The organism is Paucilactobacillus vaccinostercus DSM 20634, from assembly GCF_001436295.1.
In the GTDB taxonomy this organism is placed as follows: domain Bacteria; phylum Bacillota; class Bacilli; order Lactobacillales; family Lactobacillaceae; genus Paucilactobacillus; species Paucilactobacillus vaccinostercus.
This window is the reverse complement of sequence record NZ_AYYY01000002.1, coordinates 1-17,571: the sequence shown is the minus strand read 5'-3', so window position 1 is coordinate 17,571 and position 17,571 is coordinate 1. Positions and strand designations below refer to the sequence as shown.

Sequence of the window (17,571 nt, the reverse complement as noted above, 5' to 3'; positions counted from 1 at the left end):
AATAAGAAATTATTTACTCAATTAACGTAAAAAATGTAATCGGCCGTTTATTTGCTGATTACATTTTTTAAATCAAAGAAAAAGGATGATAGTTGATGAATCAAGAAACTTTAAAAAAGTTAGTTGGAAAATACGCGACTAGGTATGTGGAAGATGACATGACCGTTGGGGTTGGTAGTGGGACAACCGTTAAATATTTTGTAGAGGCACTGGCAGAAAAAGTAAAAAATAATAACTTAAAAATTAAGTGTGTAGCGACGTCTAGTCAAACTGCGCGACAGGCAAAACGATTGAAATTACCGGTGTACTCGTTATGTGATATTAACCAAATTGATCTTACCATTGATGGTGCAGACGAAATTGACAGCAACATGAATGGTATTAAAGGTGGTGGTGCTGCATTACTGCGAGAAAAAATTGTCGCTACTAATTCGCAAAAGAATATTTGGATAGTTGATCACAGTAAACTGGTAAAGAATTTGGGGCGTTTCCCGTTACCTGTAGAAGTAATCCCGTTTGGATACGAACAATTAATGAAAAAATTTGAAGCGCTTGGCTATCAGCCAGTTTTAAGAACTAATGAAACCAGTGCGATTGTAAAGACTGATTCAAATAATTATATTTTAGATTTACATTTGGGAAAAATTAACGACCCGATTAAATTAGCAACTATCCTAGATAGCACAGTTGGAGTTGTTGAGCATGGTTTGTTTCTGAATGTGGTAGATGAGGTGGTAGTTGGTAATTCCGATGGCATTTCTGTATTAAAGCGATAGGGGTAGTTGAGTGGAATTCTAAAGAAGATCGTGGAATTAAAAAAGTGGAGTCCTTTGTTTTTTGCGGCATATGGCAAGTTATTCAAATTTGCTGGGTATGCTTTCGAAATTTGGATAGTAGGGTATCCATTTTATTTTTATCTAAATGTGAGCGTTCAATAGCAAAGAAAATGATCGCTAACGCGAAATTTGAAAAAACACTAATGACCGATGCAATATCCAATGCGGTTTCATCTACTAATATTTCAGCTACCAGTTCAAGGGGAATGCTAATTAAGGTGATGATCATTAATAAGTTCCAAAATCTAATTTTAGATAATTCTATCAGACAGACAATGAGTATGAAAAAGATAAACCAGAAAGTGCCGATTTGAAGCATCCGAATGAAATTAAGGGTTGGTGTAGTAAGGTAAATTGACCAAAATAGGATAATCCCTGGAATAAAAACACTAATACTGGCCTTAATGAGATAGTAGCTGCTGGTATGTTTAAAAACGGTGATAAAAGTTCCTGATAATAAGCAGGCGGCTAAAACAATTAATGACCATGTTAGTGTATGGTTTAATGCCATATCCACAATTGCTGTAATTATGCCACCAATAGTTAAACTGATCATGAACGAAATGTAGCTGACTTCTCCTAAGGGACGCTTCTTCAAACTAGATATCATGTTGATATCCTCCTTCAGTAATTTGTCGAGAGAGAGATCAAACATGTCACTCAGAGCGATAAGACTTTCGATATCAGGATAGCTGCGACCAACTTCCCAATTCGAAATGGTTTGTCGTGATACATGAAGTCTTTTACCGAGATCTTCTTGTTTCAATTTTAATCGGGTTCGATTTAATTTAATTTTTTCTCCAAGTGACATATGATTTGCTCCTCGTGTCATTACTTTAGGAAAAGTATATCAGTTTAACAATCATAGAAAATGGGAATATCAAAAAAAGCCATGCTCAGTTTATGGGCATGGCTTTGTATCAGTCTTTAAGTTGCTATTTGAGGATAAAAAAGGACTACCGAGCTGGGGAGCTCAGTAGTCGAGGCGTAATTTTGTCTAGAAAAAATTACACTATTATTATCCTACATACGTATGTGGATATCAACGTACAAATACGTGAAGTGGTTGATATATTGAGTAGCTGTGCTGCTAAGTTAATTGAAAAGTATTTCCAAGGAAATAATCGAAATCTTAGTATCTGGTTTAGCATACCAGCAAAGTTCACGGCGAGTTAATCTACTACCAACAACGATTTAATCGCTTGGCGATTATCCATGGCCTGATAGGCGGTGTTAATCTCATCAAGGGTAAAGCTCTTAGTGAAGACCTTACCAGGATGAATTTCACCATCAAGAACGGCCTTCAAAAGTAACTGCTTATCATAGGTTGTAACCGATGCAATACCACCAGCAATGGTGATGTTGTTGAAGAATGAAGGCGCCATGTCCATTTTGGGTTCATGAGGCAATCCCACACGACCAATCGCGGCACCAGGGCGTGCGACTTGCATGGCGGTGACGTTGGCCAGCTCTGATCCCACGCATTCTAGTACGGCGTCGGCACCATCTCCATTAGTGAGTGCTTTAACTTTGGCGACAGCCTCGTCTCCCCGTTCGGCGACGATATCGGTCGCACCAAATTCACGTGCTAGTTGTTGCCGATCTTCATGCCGACTCATGGCGATGATTCGCTTAGCACCGCGAAGACGAGCGGCAATTACACCGCATAAGCCGACGGCACCGTCACCCACAACGACAACGGTATCACCCGTCGATACTTGGGCCATACGAGCGGCATGGTAACCAGTTGCCATGACATCGGCTAACGTGAGCAAGGATTTAAGCATTTCTTCGCTATAATCTTCTGGTTGGCCGGGCACTTTAACAAGTGACCATTCGGCATGGGTGAACCGAAGATATTCGGCCTGAGCACCAGCAGTAAAGTTATTGGCATGTTCCTGACAAACGCCGTCGAATCCGGCACGGCAGGCCGCACAGTGCCCACAACCGTGGGTAAAGGGTGCGATAACGAAGTCCCCTGGTTTGACGGTGGTAATGGCGGTCCCAACTTCTTCGACAATCCCAATGGCTTCGTGGCCACCATTTTCAGAATCGTGAGCTTTTTCTTCTAAGCCGCGGTAGGCCCAAAGGTCTGAACCGCAGACACAAGTCCGGACGACGTGTAAAATAACGTCGTCGTCGGCTTGGATAGTGGGTTTATCTACGTTTTTGATTGCGACGTTTCCTGGTTCGACAAAAATTGCAGTTTTCATATGAATAAAGACTCCTTTTAAGTTGAAAAATGTTTAACGAGGTAATACACGGACGGTTGCAGTACGGGGACCATCGACCGATTTTTCAGTCATGTGTTTAGTGGATCGGGCACTTTTAGCTGTGTACTTATCAATGTAGGCGTGATCGATGGCCGTCATTAAGGCCTCATGCCCTGTTTCGGGAACCAGTTCAAACTTGACGTCGTACAGGTGGCCGCCAAGTTGGATTTGGCCAGCTTTTTGTTGCCGAGCTGCGGCATACCATTTGGAGTGTTGGCCGTAGCCGCCACGAATATAGAGCTGATGATCGGCGACGACGGACCAGATGTAGGTCAGCGTGCCGGTCGTTTTCATATCTGGATGAAAGGGCGCAACATAGAAATCATCTAGTTGTGCGAAGTGTTGCAGTTGATCATTGGACCACATAGCAAGGCCTCCTTTGCGGTTATCATACCGCTAATGTGGTGGAATTTGAAGTGACGACGTTACAGTATGCGAACACTTTATAAAAATTAAGGTTGCGGCCGCGTCAATTGTTTAGCTCTGACTTAGATTCGCGTATAATAAGAAAGACGAATGATGACTACGATTAATAAGGAGGCTCCCATGAGTTTAGGCTTTGTACTCGGTACTGCAGCAAAGGACCACCGCAAAGTATTATTAGATCAGTTAGCGGCCGATATGGTGCAGTTTCCCAACGACCAATTTTTTTATTTAGTACCCAATCATATTAAATTTGAATCTGAAATTACCGTCATGAGTGAGCTGGTCAAGCGTGACGAACACGCTACAGAGAGTGGCTATGCCCAGTCCAACCTGCAAGTGCTGTCGTTTAGTCGACTGGCTTGGTATTTGTTGCGGGATACGGCAGCTTATCAGGTTCCCCGAATCTCACGGACGGGTTTATCAATGCTGGTGTTTCAGATTATTAGCGATCATGCTGGCGAACTGCAGTTGTTTGCCGGTGAAGTGAACCATCCTGGTTTTGTACAGGAACTAGTTGGTCAGTTAGAACAGTTAAAACAGGCCAATATTACGGCCGATGAGCTGGCCCAAATGACCGCTGATATGCATCACGATGATCCGACACTGACAGTGAAACTGCATGATATGGTTCTTGTTTATACTCGGTACGAGCAGGCATTGACCGGTCAGTATCTCGGTAACGCAGAAGTATACGATCAACTCGTGAGCTATCTCAACACACAGCCGATGAAGCACGCCCATTTTTACCTTGCGCGTTTCTCACAGTTTACGGCTAGTGAACAGAAGATTGTCGCCGCAATTGTGGCTAACGCCGCTTCCACGCTGATTTCATTGAACCTTGACCAACCGGCGCCGCACGAAGATCCGGATGTAAATAGTCTCTTTTTCGAGTCTGGTCGAGTTTACCATCGACTGTATCGACAAGCGGCTGCCCAACAGATTCCCATTTTAGTGGACCGGTTTGCAACGACCCCCCGAGTTAGTCCGGAGTTACAGCAGCTGGATCGTTTCTGGGCGGCGGAAACTAAGATGGCTCAAATTGAGCCCGTTTCATTGGCACACCCGCAAAATCTACAGATCTTTACGGGTGATAGTCGATTGACAGAGCTCCAGCAGGTTGCCCGCCAAATTCGTCAGTTAGTGGCGACCGGTCGGTATCGTTACCGCGATTTTTTGGTGTTGGCTCGCCGATTGGACCCCTATGCGGCCTTTTTGGAACCTGTATTTGATCAGTATGATATTCCTGCTTTTAACGACCACGAACGGTTGATGGATGATCATCCACTCGTTCTCTTTTTAGATGCGCTGTTCGCGGTTAAGGAGCACTACTATCGCTATGATGACGTGATGCAGCTTTTGAAAACGGAGTTACTGTTGCCCAAGATTAATGGTGAGTATATCTCCCGTGATCGGTTTGAAACGGCACTGGCGTTAACTGAAAACTGGTTATTAAAAACCGGTCTGCATGGTGATGATTGGTTGCGTGACGCCGACTGGCAGTATTATCGTTTTCAGGCTACCGACAGTGGTCAGACACAAAGTGATAAGGTTGCCCACTATACGACTGAAATTAACTTAATTCGGCACTTCATTAAAGAGAGCCTACCACCGTTATTTGACGCGCTAGAAACGGCAACTACGGGGACGCAAGCCGCGCAAAGTCTGTATCAATTTCTGGTCCAAAACGGCGTCACCGAACAGCTTGCACGGTGGCAAAATCGCCAACTAGATGTGGGACAACTGGACGCGGCGTCTCAACCGCAGCAGGTTTGGCAGACATTTTGTGGCATTTTAGACGAATACGTGGCAATTTTGGGTGACCGCCCCTTTAATCCCGATGACTTTCGCGATCTGTTGCAGGCCGGATTCAGTGCGGCAACGTACTCACAGATTCCTTCGACACTGGATCAAGTTGTGATTTCGGAAACCGGAATTATTCAAAGCGATCAGCGGCGAGTAACATTTATGATCGGAGCTACGGACGCCGAAATGCCAACCGTTAGCACCAGTCAGAGCCTCTTGACGGACGCCGATAAGGAACAGTTACAGACGCATCTGGATGAAAGTCAGTTTTTACCAGCGGATAATATTGAACAGCTGGCTAACGAACCTTACGTGAATTATTTGGGCTTCATGAGTGGCTGTGAGCGCCTTTATTTGTCAGCACCAGAGCTTGATGATGGTGGACAAGAAATTCGGGTGTCACCGTACGTGACGGCGATCATGAATTTCTTTAAACTCACCCCTCAACACTATACCCAGGTACCAGAATTGGGTGCGTCCAAGATTGCGCCCTATGTCAGCAGCCCGGCCGCAACGCTGAGCGCACTGATTCGGGTAAGTCGACAGGCGGCGGATCGTAATCAGTGGTTAGCGCCCAAGTGGCGATTTGTTTATCAACAACTGAACCGAAAGTCGCAGCTGCATGATCACTTTATGACCGTTATGGCGAGCCTACACTACCAAAATCAACCACAACCGTTACGAGCAGAAATTGTACAGGGCCTTTATGGCAATGTTATTAACACGTCGGTTTCAAAACTAGAAGAGTTTTATCGTAATCAATACGCCTACTTCTTGAAGTTTGGGCTAAAGCTTCAGGAACGGGAAATGTTTGAACTGACACCAGCCAACACGGGTGAATTCTTCCATTCAGCACTGGATCAATTAATCAAACGGGTTAATCAGTTGGGCCTTCGCCTCAACGAACTTTCTCAAGCGCAGTTAGATGAACTAATCAATGAGGTGGTTGACAATGTCAGTCAGGCACCGCAATTCATGATTTTAGCCAGTTCCGCGCGAATGCAGTACCTGCACCGTCAACTGAAACGGACGGTACAACAAATGAGTTATGCGCTCCAGCGACAGAGCCGCTATACACCAGCCCGACCAATTCAAACCGAAGTATTGTTTGGTCAGATTCAAGATCAACAGGGGCTTGACGGGCTCGTCTTCGATTTGCCAGATCATCATCAGGTACGGGTGCGTGGAAAAATTGATCGAATTGATGAATTTAACACGGGCACCGGGGATTATTTGGGGGTCGTTGATTACAAGTCGAGTGAACACGAGTTTAAGTTTGGTGAGGCATACTACGGGTTAGCGATGCAAATGCTCACGTACCTCAACGCGGTCGAACAGAACTTAGACAAGCTTGATAATCATCAACGTAGCGAATTAGCCGGTGCGCTGTATATGCATATTTTCGACCCGAAGCTTAATTTTGATCATGTGGCAGGCAAGGATCTCGATCAAGAACGGATGAAGGTTCACCACTATAAGGGAATTTTACTCAACGAGCCCGATCTTCTGGATAGTCTTGATCAGCAACTGGACGATAGGACTGGCTTTTCTGCAATTTATCCCTTTCGCAAAATCAAAAAAGGGTTTAGTGGTGACAGTCTAGTTACCCGTGATCAGCTGGAATTACTGCTGAAACGAAATCGGGAACGGATCGTATCGGCAGCCAAGGATATTTTTGCCGGTGCGGTGGCCTTGAATCCGGTGAAGATGCCGGATCAATCAACGAGTCTGCAAAACTCACCGTTTTTAGATGTATTTCAATTTGATGCTATGTTACCGGAAAATAATTATCGTCAATTGGAATCACTGAGTGCCAAGGATGTATTAGCGAAACTAAGGGAGGAACAAGATCATGAGTAAAACGCATTTCACCGTGACGCAGCAACAAGCGATTGATGATCAAGGACAAAACATTCTTGTATCGGCCTCTGCTGGGTCCGGTAAAACCTCCGTCCTAGTGGAACGGGTCATCCAAAAAATTCTCGGTGGTGAAAGTATTGATCGTCTCTTAGTCGTCACCTTTACGGAGGCTGCCGCGAAGGGGATGCGCGACCGGATCGGTCAGGCGCTCAAAGAGGCCATTGCCCAGACCAACACGACCGATGTGAAACAGCATCTTAAAAATCAACTGAATCGATTGGCAGTGGCGGATATTAGTACGTTGCACGCATTTTGTCTGCACCTCATCAAGCAGTATTATTACCTGATTAATTTAGACCCACAGTTTCGGTTGTTAACGGACGAAACGGAGGGGATTTTACTGCGTGAAAACGTATGGAATGACGTCCGTGAAACACTTTATGCCAGTGGCGACCCAGCGTTCGAACAGTTAACTCGGAATTTTTCAAGTGATCGTAGTGACGATGGATTAACGACCGTTGTCAATCAATTGGATAGTTACGCGACCGCTACCCCTCGGCCGCATGAGTGGCTTGCTCAACTGCCGACCACGTATGCGGTAGGTGGGGGTCCGTTGATTGAAACGGCGATGTACCAGCAGCAGGTTTTGCCAGCGCTAGTTGATGTCCTGCAACAAATCGAAGCCGATCTGGCCGATGCCTTGCACCAGGCTGGTGGAGATGGGTTTGAAAAGGTCCAAGCGGTACTGGAAGCAGAACTCGAACAGGCAAAAACGGCCGAAAAGCTGGTGGGAAGTGCGAGTTGGGATGATTGTCGTCAGTTTTTACAAGCGTTAAAATTTAGCACATTGCGGGGCCCCAAGGACGATGAAGCGAAAGCTACATTTGAATCAATCAAGGAACTGCGTAATAACGCGAAAAAGGCAATTAACGCTCTGGCACCGCACTACTTTGCACTCGATGAGGCAACCACGAAGCAGATTTCAAGTCAGGCCGAGCAATTAGTGACCACGCTGGTCGATGTGGTGGAACGCTACCGTGCGGCCTATCAGGCCGAAAAACAACGTCGGCACGTACTCGATTTTAGTGATCTGGAACACTATACCCTTCAAATTTTAACCACGGCAACGCCCGATGGTCAGGCCGTGGTAGCTCAATTGCGGGATCACTATCATGAAATTATGGTTGATGAGTATCAGGATACGAATCAACTGCAGGAAAGTATTTTACAAACGTTAGTTAATGACGATCCGGGTAACATGTTTATGGTGGGGGATGTCAAACAGTCCATCTACCAGTTCCGGCAAGCCGACCCGAGTCTCTTTTTGCGAAAGTACACGACTTACCGTCAGCCGGAGAGTACGGACGGGGAAACAATTGTCTTAGCCGAAAATTTTCGCTCGGTGAATAATGTGACCGACTTTACCAATCTGATCTTCCAACAGCTAATGGATACACAAGTCGGGGAGATGGATTACGATGAGGACGCCCATTTGAAGTACGGGGCGACCGACTATCCGGACCGAGGCGTGCCGACCGAAATTATGCTGTATGATTCGACGACGGAACCCACGGCGCTTGATCAAAAACTACCGCTGTTAGAAGCCGGTGATAAGTTGACTGGTGAGATTCAGATGGTTGGGTTACGAATTCAGCGGATGATTGAGCAGCATGAACTGGTTTACGATCGAAAGGCCCAGCAGATGCGGCCCATTTCATACGGCGATATTACCCTATTATCAGCAACGAAGAATAATAACAATCTAATTGTGGAACAGTTTAGCCAACTGGGCATTCCAGTGACCGTCCGTGACGCTCAAAACTACTTTCAGGCCACGGAAGTTCGGATCATGATGGCGCTTCTCCGGATCATTGACAACCCCTATCAGGATATTCCGTTAGCGGCTGCGTTGCGGTCACCGATGGTCGGACTGGATGAAAATGAGCTGGCCTATCTCCGGATTCAGGATAAAACGGATGAATATTTTGCGGCCGTGACAAAGTTTGCCCGTGCAACGCCCAAGGATGCATTTGCGGAACAATTGCAGGTTAAGATCCGGCGCTTCTTGGATCAATTAACCAAATTTCGAACGATCGCTAACCAAAACCGGTTAGTCGACCTGATCTGGGCCATTTATGACGAGACCGGGTTCTTAGATTACGTAGGTGGAATGCCAGGTGGTAAGCAACGACAGGCCAATTTACACGCATTGTATCAACGCGCAGCAATGTATGAGCAAAGTAGCTTTAAAGGTGTTTTTCAGTTTGTTCGGTTTATTGAACAGATGCAAAAGCGCAATAAGGATCTTGCTCAAGCACCGGCGCAAACGTCTAGTGATACGGTATCCGTGATGACGATTCACGGTAGTAAGGGGCTGGAATTCCCGGTTGTGTTCCTGATTGATGCCACGCACCAGTTTAATATGGAAAGTTTGCGGCAGGACTGTCTCTTGGATGCCCATGCTGGAATTGGGGTCACTTATTTGAACGACGAGAACGTGAAAGTGGCCACATTGCAGAAACAGATAGTGAAAGATACGATTCAAAATAAAAGTCGTGCGGAGGAAATGCGAGTTCTTTATGTGGCATTGACGCGCGCCGAACAGCGATTAATTATTGCTGGCGCGTACAAGGATGCGAATAAGGCGATTGCCAACTGGCAACGGGCCTTTCAAAGCTCGGGGATGCTGCTACCAAACCAGCAACGAGCACAGGCCACTAACTTTATGGACTGGATTGGCATGAGTTTAGTACGACACCCGCAGTTTGATCAGAATCTGCTGACCGATCCGCAACCATGGTATGGCCTTGGAAAAGATCAAACGACGTTTACGGTGCAAGTTGTGACGGCGGCAGACTTGCAACAGGATGCGGCGGACGAACCAGTCGGGGTGCCCTCAATTGACGAACAGATTGAAACGGCGACGGACGGTCAACTGAGCTCCGCTGAGCAGCAGGCTGTGTTGCAGGTACTAAACCTGCAGTACGACTACCAAGCCGCTACAATGACAACGGCATACCAGTCGGTTTCTGAGATTAAACGCTTATTTGACGATCCTGATAACCAGGAGTTGATTCAAATTGAATTAAACCCACAGGCGCGTTCTGAAGGGCGCTATGTCAAGAGTGAGTTTGGCCAACCACATTTTATGCAGCAGGAACAAACAGCGACCCCCACGCAGATTGGGACGGCCACGCACTTGGTGTTACAAACGTTATCCATGGCGACCCGTCCGGATGCAACGGCAATTAGTCAGGTCGTGACACGATTACAATTGAACAATATTATTTCGCCGGAAGTGGCACAAAAAATTAACCAGTCCCAAATTGAAGCATTCTTTGATACGCCACTGGGGCAAGCACTGTTGACGCATGCCGATAGCTTGCAGCGGGAAGCACCGTTTTCGATGCTGCTGCGGGGAGATCAACTCTTCACCCAGCTAACAGCGGACGAAAAAATTCTAATTCATGGGATTATTGACGGCTACTTTGAGACGGCTGACGGGCTGGTACTGTTCGATTACAAGACTGATCACGTAAAGGGAGACAACCCAGTTGCAATCCAGCAGGTGGTAGATCGCTATCGAGGGCAGGTCAACCTCTATGCACGGGCACTTACCAGTATTAAGCATCAAAAAGTGGCCCATAAGGTGCTTTATTTATTGGATATTGGGAAAATGATCGAAGTTTAAATCGAGAAAATAAGGTAAAAACCGAAGCTTCGTGTTATAAAACATAACATGAAACTTCGGTTTTTTTTCTTTCCTTAATTTGCTGTGTTCACTGTTATATATGGAAAGAAGGTTTGGTTTGAGTAATATGTCCAGTAAAAGAAGTTAACGAGATCATGTAAAAATATTGAAATTGAGTACAGAACTTGTAAGATATATCTCAATAACATGGTTTATGTTATGTTTTATAACATTGGAGGAAACGGAATGCGAATTGAAACTGATTGTGTCGGAAGTTTGGCAATTCCAGACAAAGCACTGTATGGCATCCATGCTGCACGGGCGCAGCAAAACTTTCCCATTAGTTCTGAGAAAACTGATGTAGCGCTGATGAAAAACATAGTCTTGATTAAACAGGCCGCTGCGGTTGTGAATCAACAGGCTGGAACACTAGACTCACAAAAATCACGGGCGATTATTCGGGCATGCCAAGATGTTTTATCGGGTAAGTATGATGATCAATTTGTTGTTGCGGCAATTCAAGGTGGCGCAGGAACATCCGCTAATATGAATGTGAATGAGGTCGTGGCTAATGTGGCTGGTCAATATACGGCAATTGTAATTCATCCGAATGATGATGTTAATCAGTCTCAGTCGACTAATGATGTTTTTCCAACAGCTGGGAAGATGACATTACTACAATTATATCCAGCCCTAAGACAGCAATTACAACGATTAGTTCACGTGTTGTTGGATCGAGCTGAAACTTTTAAAGATGCAGTTAAAGTTGGCCGAACACAATTGCAAGATGCCGTCCCGACGACATTTGGCAATAGTTTTCATGCGTACTATTCCTTGTTTAAACGTGATCTTCAGCGAGTAAATCAAGCAGTGGACGTACTGCGAAATGTTAATTTAGGAGGCACAGCAATTGGTACAGGATTGAACGCATCTGAGTTTTATCGAGAACATATTGTTGATGAAGTAAATGATCTAACAGGAGTGAAGCTTGTTGTGTCTGAAGACAAGATTGATGCTACGCAAAATTGTGATGCTTTAGCGGCATTTTCAAGTTCTCTTAAGATGTTATCGTTGGATTTAATTAAGCTATCAAATGATCTTCGATTGCTTGGAAGTGGGCCACAAGCAGGACTTTGTGAATTACGATTACCAGCCGTACAGGCAGGTTCTTCAATCATGCCAGGAAAAGTGAATCCAGTTATTCCGGAGGTAGTGAATCAGGTTGCTTTTCAAGTGATTGGATATGACACAACAGTGAGTTTAGCCGTGCAAGCGGGACAGCTGGAGCTAAATGCCTTTGAACCAGTAATATTTAAAGATTTGATTGATGGTGAAGCAATTTTAACTGGAGCGCTTGAAACGCTAGTTACACGTTGCTTGGAAGGAATTCAGGTAAATGCTGAATACGGAAAGGAACAGGTTGAAAAATCAGCTATTTCTGCAACTGTTCTGGCACCGGTGATTGGCTATGAACGTGCTATGAACTTAGTTAAGCAAGCGATTAGGCAAAAAAAGTCAGTCAAAACGCTTTTGAAAACACAAGCAATTATGAGTGATGAACAAATTGATTATCTTTTTTCTACACAGCATCTTATCAATCGGCCGAATGATAAACGATATGTGAAGGTGGTTAATTGATAGATATTACATTTTATGACATTAACAAATGTGATTTTGGTGATTTTGCTGAAAGTTTAGTTATTATTGGTGATTATGAACCGTGCTGTTTTAATAACTTATAGTTATAGTGATTAGTAATTACTAAGAAAGAGGTGTTAAGAGAGTTGAAGCAAACGACAAATGACATGCTAGGATATACATCGGCGGAATATTCACTGTTCAGAAAATATGCGTGGCGAGCTGTAATTGGGTTTTCACTAGTTTATTGTCTACTGTACAGTGGCAGACTTAATCTTAGTTCCGCGATTCCACTAATGGTAAAGGAAATGGGGTGGACAACAGCACAGTTGGGAGTTCTTTCATCCGTATTTTTTTGGACATATGGGGTGGGACAGCTCATGAATGGTCGATTAAGCGAGATGTTTGGTGTTAATCGATTCATTGTTTCGGCAGTGTTACTATCTGCATTTGCCAATATTGTGATCGGATTCCAATCCTCACTGATAGTAATTACAATTTTATGGGCATTCAATGGTTATTTTCAGTCAATGGCATGGGCTCCGGGGATGGCACTCCTATCACGATGGTAGCCAGCTAATAAGCGGGGATTTGCAACAGGAATGGCAAATGGCTTTTCTGGATTTGGTCAGGCAATTGCCATGATCATGGTCGTTATTGCACTTAAGATCAGTCCGAATCTTGGATGGCGCTCAGCATTCTTCTTACCTGTTATTGTTGCTGCAATTGTTGCCATTATCTATTGGAGATTGACGAAAGATTCACCGGAGTCATTGGGATTACAACCATTTACAGATGATGCAGCACTGACACAGTCGGAAAATGAAATTCAAGCGTCGATGGGGAATCACGGTCAACTTTATCCATATATTTATTTATTAAAATCATGGAAATATGACGTTTGGTTAGTGATTATTGCACTTCAAAGTATTGTGCGTTATGGTCTCCTGACTTGGATACCACTGTACTTTACTAAAATGCTGCATTTTGATGTGAGTTCTGGGCTGATTCAAAGTTTAGTATTACCAATTGGTATGGGATTTGGTGCTTTATTTGTACCAATGCTCGCAGATCGATACCTTGCCAGCAATCGACTACCGGCAGTTATTATGTGTGCGTTAGTTGGTGGTGTGGTGGCATTAATTTTCCCATTTACACGTAATGAATTATTAATTAGCATTTTGTTGTTCGTTGCGGGATTTTTTGTTTACGCCATTAATGGACTGACATGGGCCCCTGCGATGGAGGCTGGAGGTCGTCAATATGCGGCTACTGCTAGTGGCATGATGGATTTTGTGGCTTATATTGGGGCATCGGTTCAGGCAATTATTTTTGGATTTACGCTAGATGGGAATAACTGGGAGTTACTCTTTCTGATTATTACGATAGTCAATGTCATGATGATAGCCCTAGCACTGATTGCAGGGAAAAGGAAATAGATGGAGGAAATTAGCTGATGATGAAGACGGATGAATTACCAAAAATCAAACGAAATGTGTTACTTAATCCAGGGCCTGCGACAACGACTGATACAGTTAAATACGCACAAATTGTGCCAGATATATGTCCTCGTGAAGATGAATTTGGTGACATAATGAAACAAATTGGCCGTGACTTGGTTAGAGTTGTTCACGGTGAAGATGCCTTTACAGCAGTCCTTTTTTGTGGGTCTGGAACGATTAACATTGATGCCACAGTAAGTTCATTAGTACCCGCAGGAAAGAAAATATTGATTGTTGATAATGGCGCCTACTCAGGACGAGCAGTTGAAGTTGCTCAATATTATCATATGGACTATGTCGATTTAAAGCTGGACATTACTAAACCAGCTGATCTAGGTGCTATCCGAGCAGCCTTAGAACAAGACTCAGATATTGCCGTAGTTTACTGTTGTCATAATGAGACTGGGACTGGAGTTCTGAATCCGATTCGTGAAATTGGTGCACTGGCCCACGAATATGGCGATACAATGGTTGTTGATACAACTTCAACATATGCAATGATTCCAATTGACATGGAACGTGATAATCTCGATTTTGTGATGTCGTCAGCACAAAAAGGCATAATGGCTTTTACAGGCCTATCGTACACGATTGGACGAACCTCTATTTTGGAAGCTTCTAGAGATTATCCAACTAGGTCCTATTATACAAATCTATATATGCAGTACAGTTTTATTGAAAAAACTGGGCAAATGCATTTTACGCCACCAGTTCAAACAATTTATGCTGCACGACAAGGTCTCAAGGAGTACTTTGCTGAAGGAGAAACTGCTAAATGGGGGCGTCATCAGGCTGTTTGGCAAGCACTAGTGGATGGTGCCGAGGCACTGGGGTTTGAATTGTTGATTGATAAGAAGTATCAATCTAAATTGGTTGTATCATTAAAAAATCCAAATGATACACGTTTTTCATTTGATCAAATGCATGACCTTGTGTATAAAAAAGGTTACACGATCTATCCAGGTAAGGTTTCGGATTTACCGACCTTTAGACTATGTGCACTAGGGGCGATTACTCCAGAAGATATTCAAAAATTTTACGTTGTTTTGAAAGAAGCACTTACTCAAATGGATGTTCAGATTCCAGTGCAGTATTAGCCAAGGAGGCGTTGAAATGGCGACTAGTGTTTCAAGTGCGCAGACAAAAACAATGGTACAAGATCTGCAGCAATTAATTCAAAAGTATCATAGTCATCGTCCCTTCTTGGTTTGTGGTCATTCGTTTATGACGACACACTCGTACCAAGAGTTGTTAATGATGAAAGATGTGACAATAACCACCTTTCATGATTATGAACCGAATCCTAAATATGAATCAGTAGTAAAAGGGTTAGCGGCATTTTATCGGAATAACTCTGATTTGTTAATTTCGATTGGCGGCGGAAGTCCAATGGATGTGGCAAAGAGCATTAAAGCATTTTACAATATGAAGCCCGATATTCCGTTCGTCAATCAACCAATTTTTGCCAATCCAATTGTGCATATAGCAATTCCAACGACAGCTGGGACGGGGAGTGAAGTCACACACTTTGCGGTCATTTATTATCAAGGCAAGAAATACTCAATTTCAGATGAGAGTCTATTGCCAGAGGCATATGTATTGGCGCCATCATTGCTAGATAGTTTACCATTGTATCAACGGCAAGCAAGCATGTTAGATGCGTTGTGTCATGCCATTGAATCAATATGGGCGCTAAAAGCGACCAGTCAAAGCCAAGCAGATGCACAACGGGCGTTAGTGGAATGGGTTGATAACTATCAGAGTTACTTAGCTGGAGATGCGAAGGCAAATGGACCGATGCTAGAAGCTGCGAATTTAGCAGGTCGGGCCATTAATATTTCAACGACGACCGCGGCACATGCAATGGCCTATAAACTAACTTCGTTATACGGTATTGCACACGGTCATGCTGTCGCCCTATGTTTGCCAAAAATTTGGCGTTACATGATAGCACATCTGGATCGCGTTCAGCAGGGACTTGATGCGCAGATAGTAAGCCGACGATTTGAAATGATTACGCAAGCACTGGGTCAAAAAGATGTTACAGCGGCAATTGAGTGGTTTGAGGCACTTACGGCCAGTTTGGGACTAACGGTTCCAACGCTTCAAAGCAAGGAACAGTTAGAGGAGTTGACCAATTCCGTAAACTTGCAGCGTCTTCGCAATAATCCGGTCAAATTAGATCGATTGGCAATCAAAGAAATTTATTTGGATGTCTTACAGTGATGATAAAAATGGTCATTTCCAAGCAAATGGAAATGACCATTTTAGTTCATCAGCAGTATTAAAATCGGGATAACGACTAAACTTAAAATCGTGGTTTCGGCCACCATGATGGCCGCATAGTCTGAATCGGCACCGTAGAGTTTAGCGACGACGGGCGCGTTAGTCATGGCCGGCATCGCCGATTGGAGAATGAAGACCTGTTTCATGAGCACTGGCATGGATGAGGGGAGCACCAGCAAGCTCATGAGGGCGGGGGCGAGGAGAAAACGGCCGAATAAGACGCCGAGATTGTAACGATTGAAGCGAATATGGGTGATGCCGGCATTCGCCACCGAAATACCAATAAAGATCATTGATAAGGGGATGGTGAGGCCACCGATGTAGCCGAAATCGGCCATTAAAAACGGTGGAAGTTTCACGTGTAACAATACGAGAACGACGGCGAGTGCGAATCCGAGTAGTGGTGGTGAAAAAATTTGCTTGAGAGTTTGCCGCCAATTAAGGTGTCCTCGTTGACCGCCATCGCGGCCGATGAGGTAAACGCCAAGGGTCCAAAAGAAGGTTGTATTGGCCATGTAGTAAACCAACACATAGGGCAGACTTTTTTGGCCGAACAGAGCGACGTTAACTGCTAGCCCAACAAAAACAGTGTTGGAAATGAAGAACATGGACTCAAATAATCCCTGTCGATTTCGCCGAATATGGAGGATATGGGCGACCAGAATTGAAACTACAAAGAGCACCGACATGGACAGTACGGGAAACTTAAGGTCTGGTAGCAGTGCTTTCAGTTCTTTGGTGGAGAAATCGGTCATAATGGTCGAGAGCATGTAACAGGGCAGCGCGAGCTGGGTCACAATTTTAGCGATTAATTTAGTACTGGCTTCGTCAAACCAGTTGCGTTTAGCCAATACGTAGCCAACCGCGATCATCCCCAAGATAACTAGTACGCCACTGATCGCATGGAGAAACATTGCCATAGTCCTCGTCTCCTCAACTTCTAAGATATGGGGACATTGTAAGCGGTAGATTCAGTTATGGTCAAATTTGACAAAGTGATAATAATAATTGATATGACTAGTGGTGTTGAAATTAGCCTCACGGTAATTTCACACCTTTTTTTCTATTGTAACCTCATTTAGCTCTACGATTTTTCTCAATGTTATCATTATAATATTATAGTGAACGTACGTTCGCTTATGTGCTATAATAATTCTATCCTAGTTGAGGGGGTGAAACTAATTGAGTAAAGCCATGGCAAAACTTCCCTATCACTACGGCGTAAAATTACGTATTTTTCCATCTAATGAGCAGAA

10 protein-coding genes and 1 pseudogene are annotated in these 17,571 nt (G+C 44.2%); 7 read left to right on the top strand and 4 right to left on the bottom strand.

Going from position 1 to position 17,571, the window contains the following annotated elements:
• Positions 1 to 95: 95 nt before the first annotated feature.
• Positions 96 to 776, top strand: a complete 681-nt coding sequence (gene rpiA / locus FC26_RS00415) for a ribose-5-phosphate isomerase RpiA (RefSeq protein WP_057777087.1) — start codon at positions 96 to 98, stop codon at positions 774 to 776.
• A gap of 82 nt (positions 777 to 858) precedes the next feature.
• Here the strand turns inward: rpiA and FC26_RS00410 are convergent, their stop codons facing one another.
• From FC26_RS00410 to FC26_RS00395, 3 genes are all read right to left on the bottom strand, one after another.
• Positions 859 to 1,647 (bottom strand): helix-turn-helix domain-containing protein, encoded by a 789-nt coding sequence (locus FC26_RS00410; protein WP_057777086.1) that lies wholly within the window; start codon positions 1,645 to 1,647, stop codon positions 859 to 861.
• 361 nt (positions 1,648 to 2,008) lie between these two features.
• Positions 2,009 to 3,049 carry a zinc-binding dehydrogenase gene (locus tag FC26_RS00400; protein WP_057777084.1) on the bottom strand — a complete coding sequence of 347 codons (1,041 nt, stop codon included), beginning with the start codon at positions 3,047 to 3,049 and terminating at the stop codon, positions 2,009 to 2,011.
• Between the two features lie 33 nt (positions 3,050 to 3,082).
• Positions 3,083 to 3,475 carry a DUF2255 family protein gene (locus FC26_RS00395; RefSeq protein WP_057777083.1) on the bottom strand — a complete coding sequence of 131 codons (393 nt, stop codon included), beginning with the start codon at positions 3,473 to 3,475 and terminating at the stop codon, positions 3,083 to 3,085.
• 180 nt (positions 3,476 to 3,655) lie between these two features.
• Between FC26_RS00395 and FC26_RS00390 the strand changes: the two genes are divergently transcribed.
• The 6 genes and pseudogenes from FC26_RS00390 (at position 3,656) to FC26_RS00360 (ending at position 16,255) form a co-directional block, all read left to right on the top strand.
• The gene (locus FC26_RS00390) at positions 3,656 to 7,198 is read left to right on the top strand and encodes a PD-(D/E)XK nuclease family protein (RefSeq protein WP_057777082.1); all 3,543 of its coding nucleotides are present in this window, start codon (positions 3,656 to 3,658) and stop codon (positions 7,196 to 7,198) included.
• Complete coding sequence (addA, locus tag FC26_RS00385; protein ID WP_083483700.1) at positions 7,191 to 10,889, top strand: helicase-exonuclease AddAB subunit AddA; 3,699 nt, start codon at positions 7,191 to 7,193, stop codon at positions 10,887 to 10,889. The genes FC26_RS00390 and addA overlap by 8 nt, the downstream gene beginning before the upstream one ends.
• Before the next feature lie 246 nt (positions 10,890 to 11,135).
• Entirely contained in the window at positions 11,136 to 12,527 is a 1,392-nt protein-coding gene (locus FC26_RS00380; protein ID WP_057777080.1) for an aspartate ammonia-lyase, read from the top strand.
• 167 nt (positions 12,528 to 12,694) lie between these two features.
• Positions 12,695 to 13,966: pseudogene (locus tag FC26_RS00370) on the top strand (MFS transporter).
• A gap of 17 nt (positions 13,967 to 13,983) precedes the next feature.
• Positions 13,984 to 15,126, top strand: a complete 1,143-nt coding sequence (locus tag FC26_RS00365; RefSeq protein ID WP_057777077.1) for a 2-aminoethylphosphonate aminotransferase — start codon at positions 13,984 to 13,986, stop codon at positions 15,124 to 15,126.
• 16 nt (positions 15,127 to 15,142) lie between these two features.
• A complete protein-coding gene (locus tag FC26_RS00360) occupies positions 15,143 to 16,255 on the top strand; it encodes a phosphonoacetaldehyde reductase (protein ID WP_057777076.1) in 1,113 nt (370 codons plus the stop codon).
• Positions 16,256 to 16,296: 41 nt separating this feature from the next.
• On the opposite strand, the gene FC26_RS00355 is transcribed toward FC26_RS00360, so the two are convergent.
• Entirely contained in the window at positions 16,297 to 17,235 is a 939-nt protein-coding gene (locus tag FC26_RS00355; protein WP_057777075.1) for an AEC family transporter, read from the bottom strand.
• Positions 17,236 to 17,571 lie beyond the last annotated feature (336 nt).

Bases quoted from the DNA above. Each gene is read 5' to 3' on its own strand.
- FC26_RS00410 (WP_057777086.1), bottom strand. From the start codon at position 1,647: ATGTCACTTGGAGAAAAAATTAAATTAAATCGAACCCGATTAAAATTG.
- FC26_RS00365 (WP_057777077.1), top strand. From the start codon at position 13,984: ATGATGAAGACGGATGAATTACCAAAAATCAAACGAAATGTGTTACTT.
- FC26_RS00355 (WP_057777075.1), bottom strand. From the start codon at position 17,235: ATGGCAATGTTTCTCCATGCGATCAGTGGCGTACTAGTTATCTTGGGG.
- addA (WP_083483700.1), top strand. From the start codon at position 7,191: ATGAGTAAAACGCATTTCACCGTGACGCAGCAACAAGCGATTGATGAT.
- FC26_RS00380 (WP_057777080.1), top strand. From the start codon at position 11,136: ATGCGAATTGAAACTGATTGTGTCGGAAGTTTGGCAATTCCAGACAAA.
- FC26_RS00360 (WP_057777076.1), top strand. From the start codon at position 15,143: ATGGCGACTAGTGTTTCAAGTGCGCAGACAAAAACAATGGTACAAGAT.
- FC26_RS00390 (WP_057777082.1), top strand. From the start codon at position 3,656: ATGAGTTTAGGCTTTGTACTCGGTACTGCAGCAAAGGACCACCGCAAA.
- FC26_RS00395 (WP_057777083.1), bottom strand. From the start codon at position 3,475: ATGTGGTCCAATGATCAACTGCAACACTTCGCACAACTAGATGATTTC.
- FC26_RS00400 (WP_057777084.1), bottom strand. From the start codon at position 3,049: ATGAAAACTGCAATTTTTGTCGAACCAGGAAACGTCGCAATCAAAAAC.
- rpiA (WP_057777087.1), top strand. From the start codon at position 96: ATGAATCAAGAAACTTTAAAAAAGTTAGTTGGAAAATACGCGACTAGG.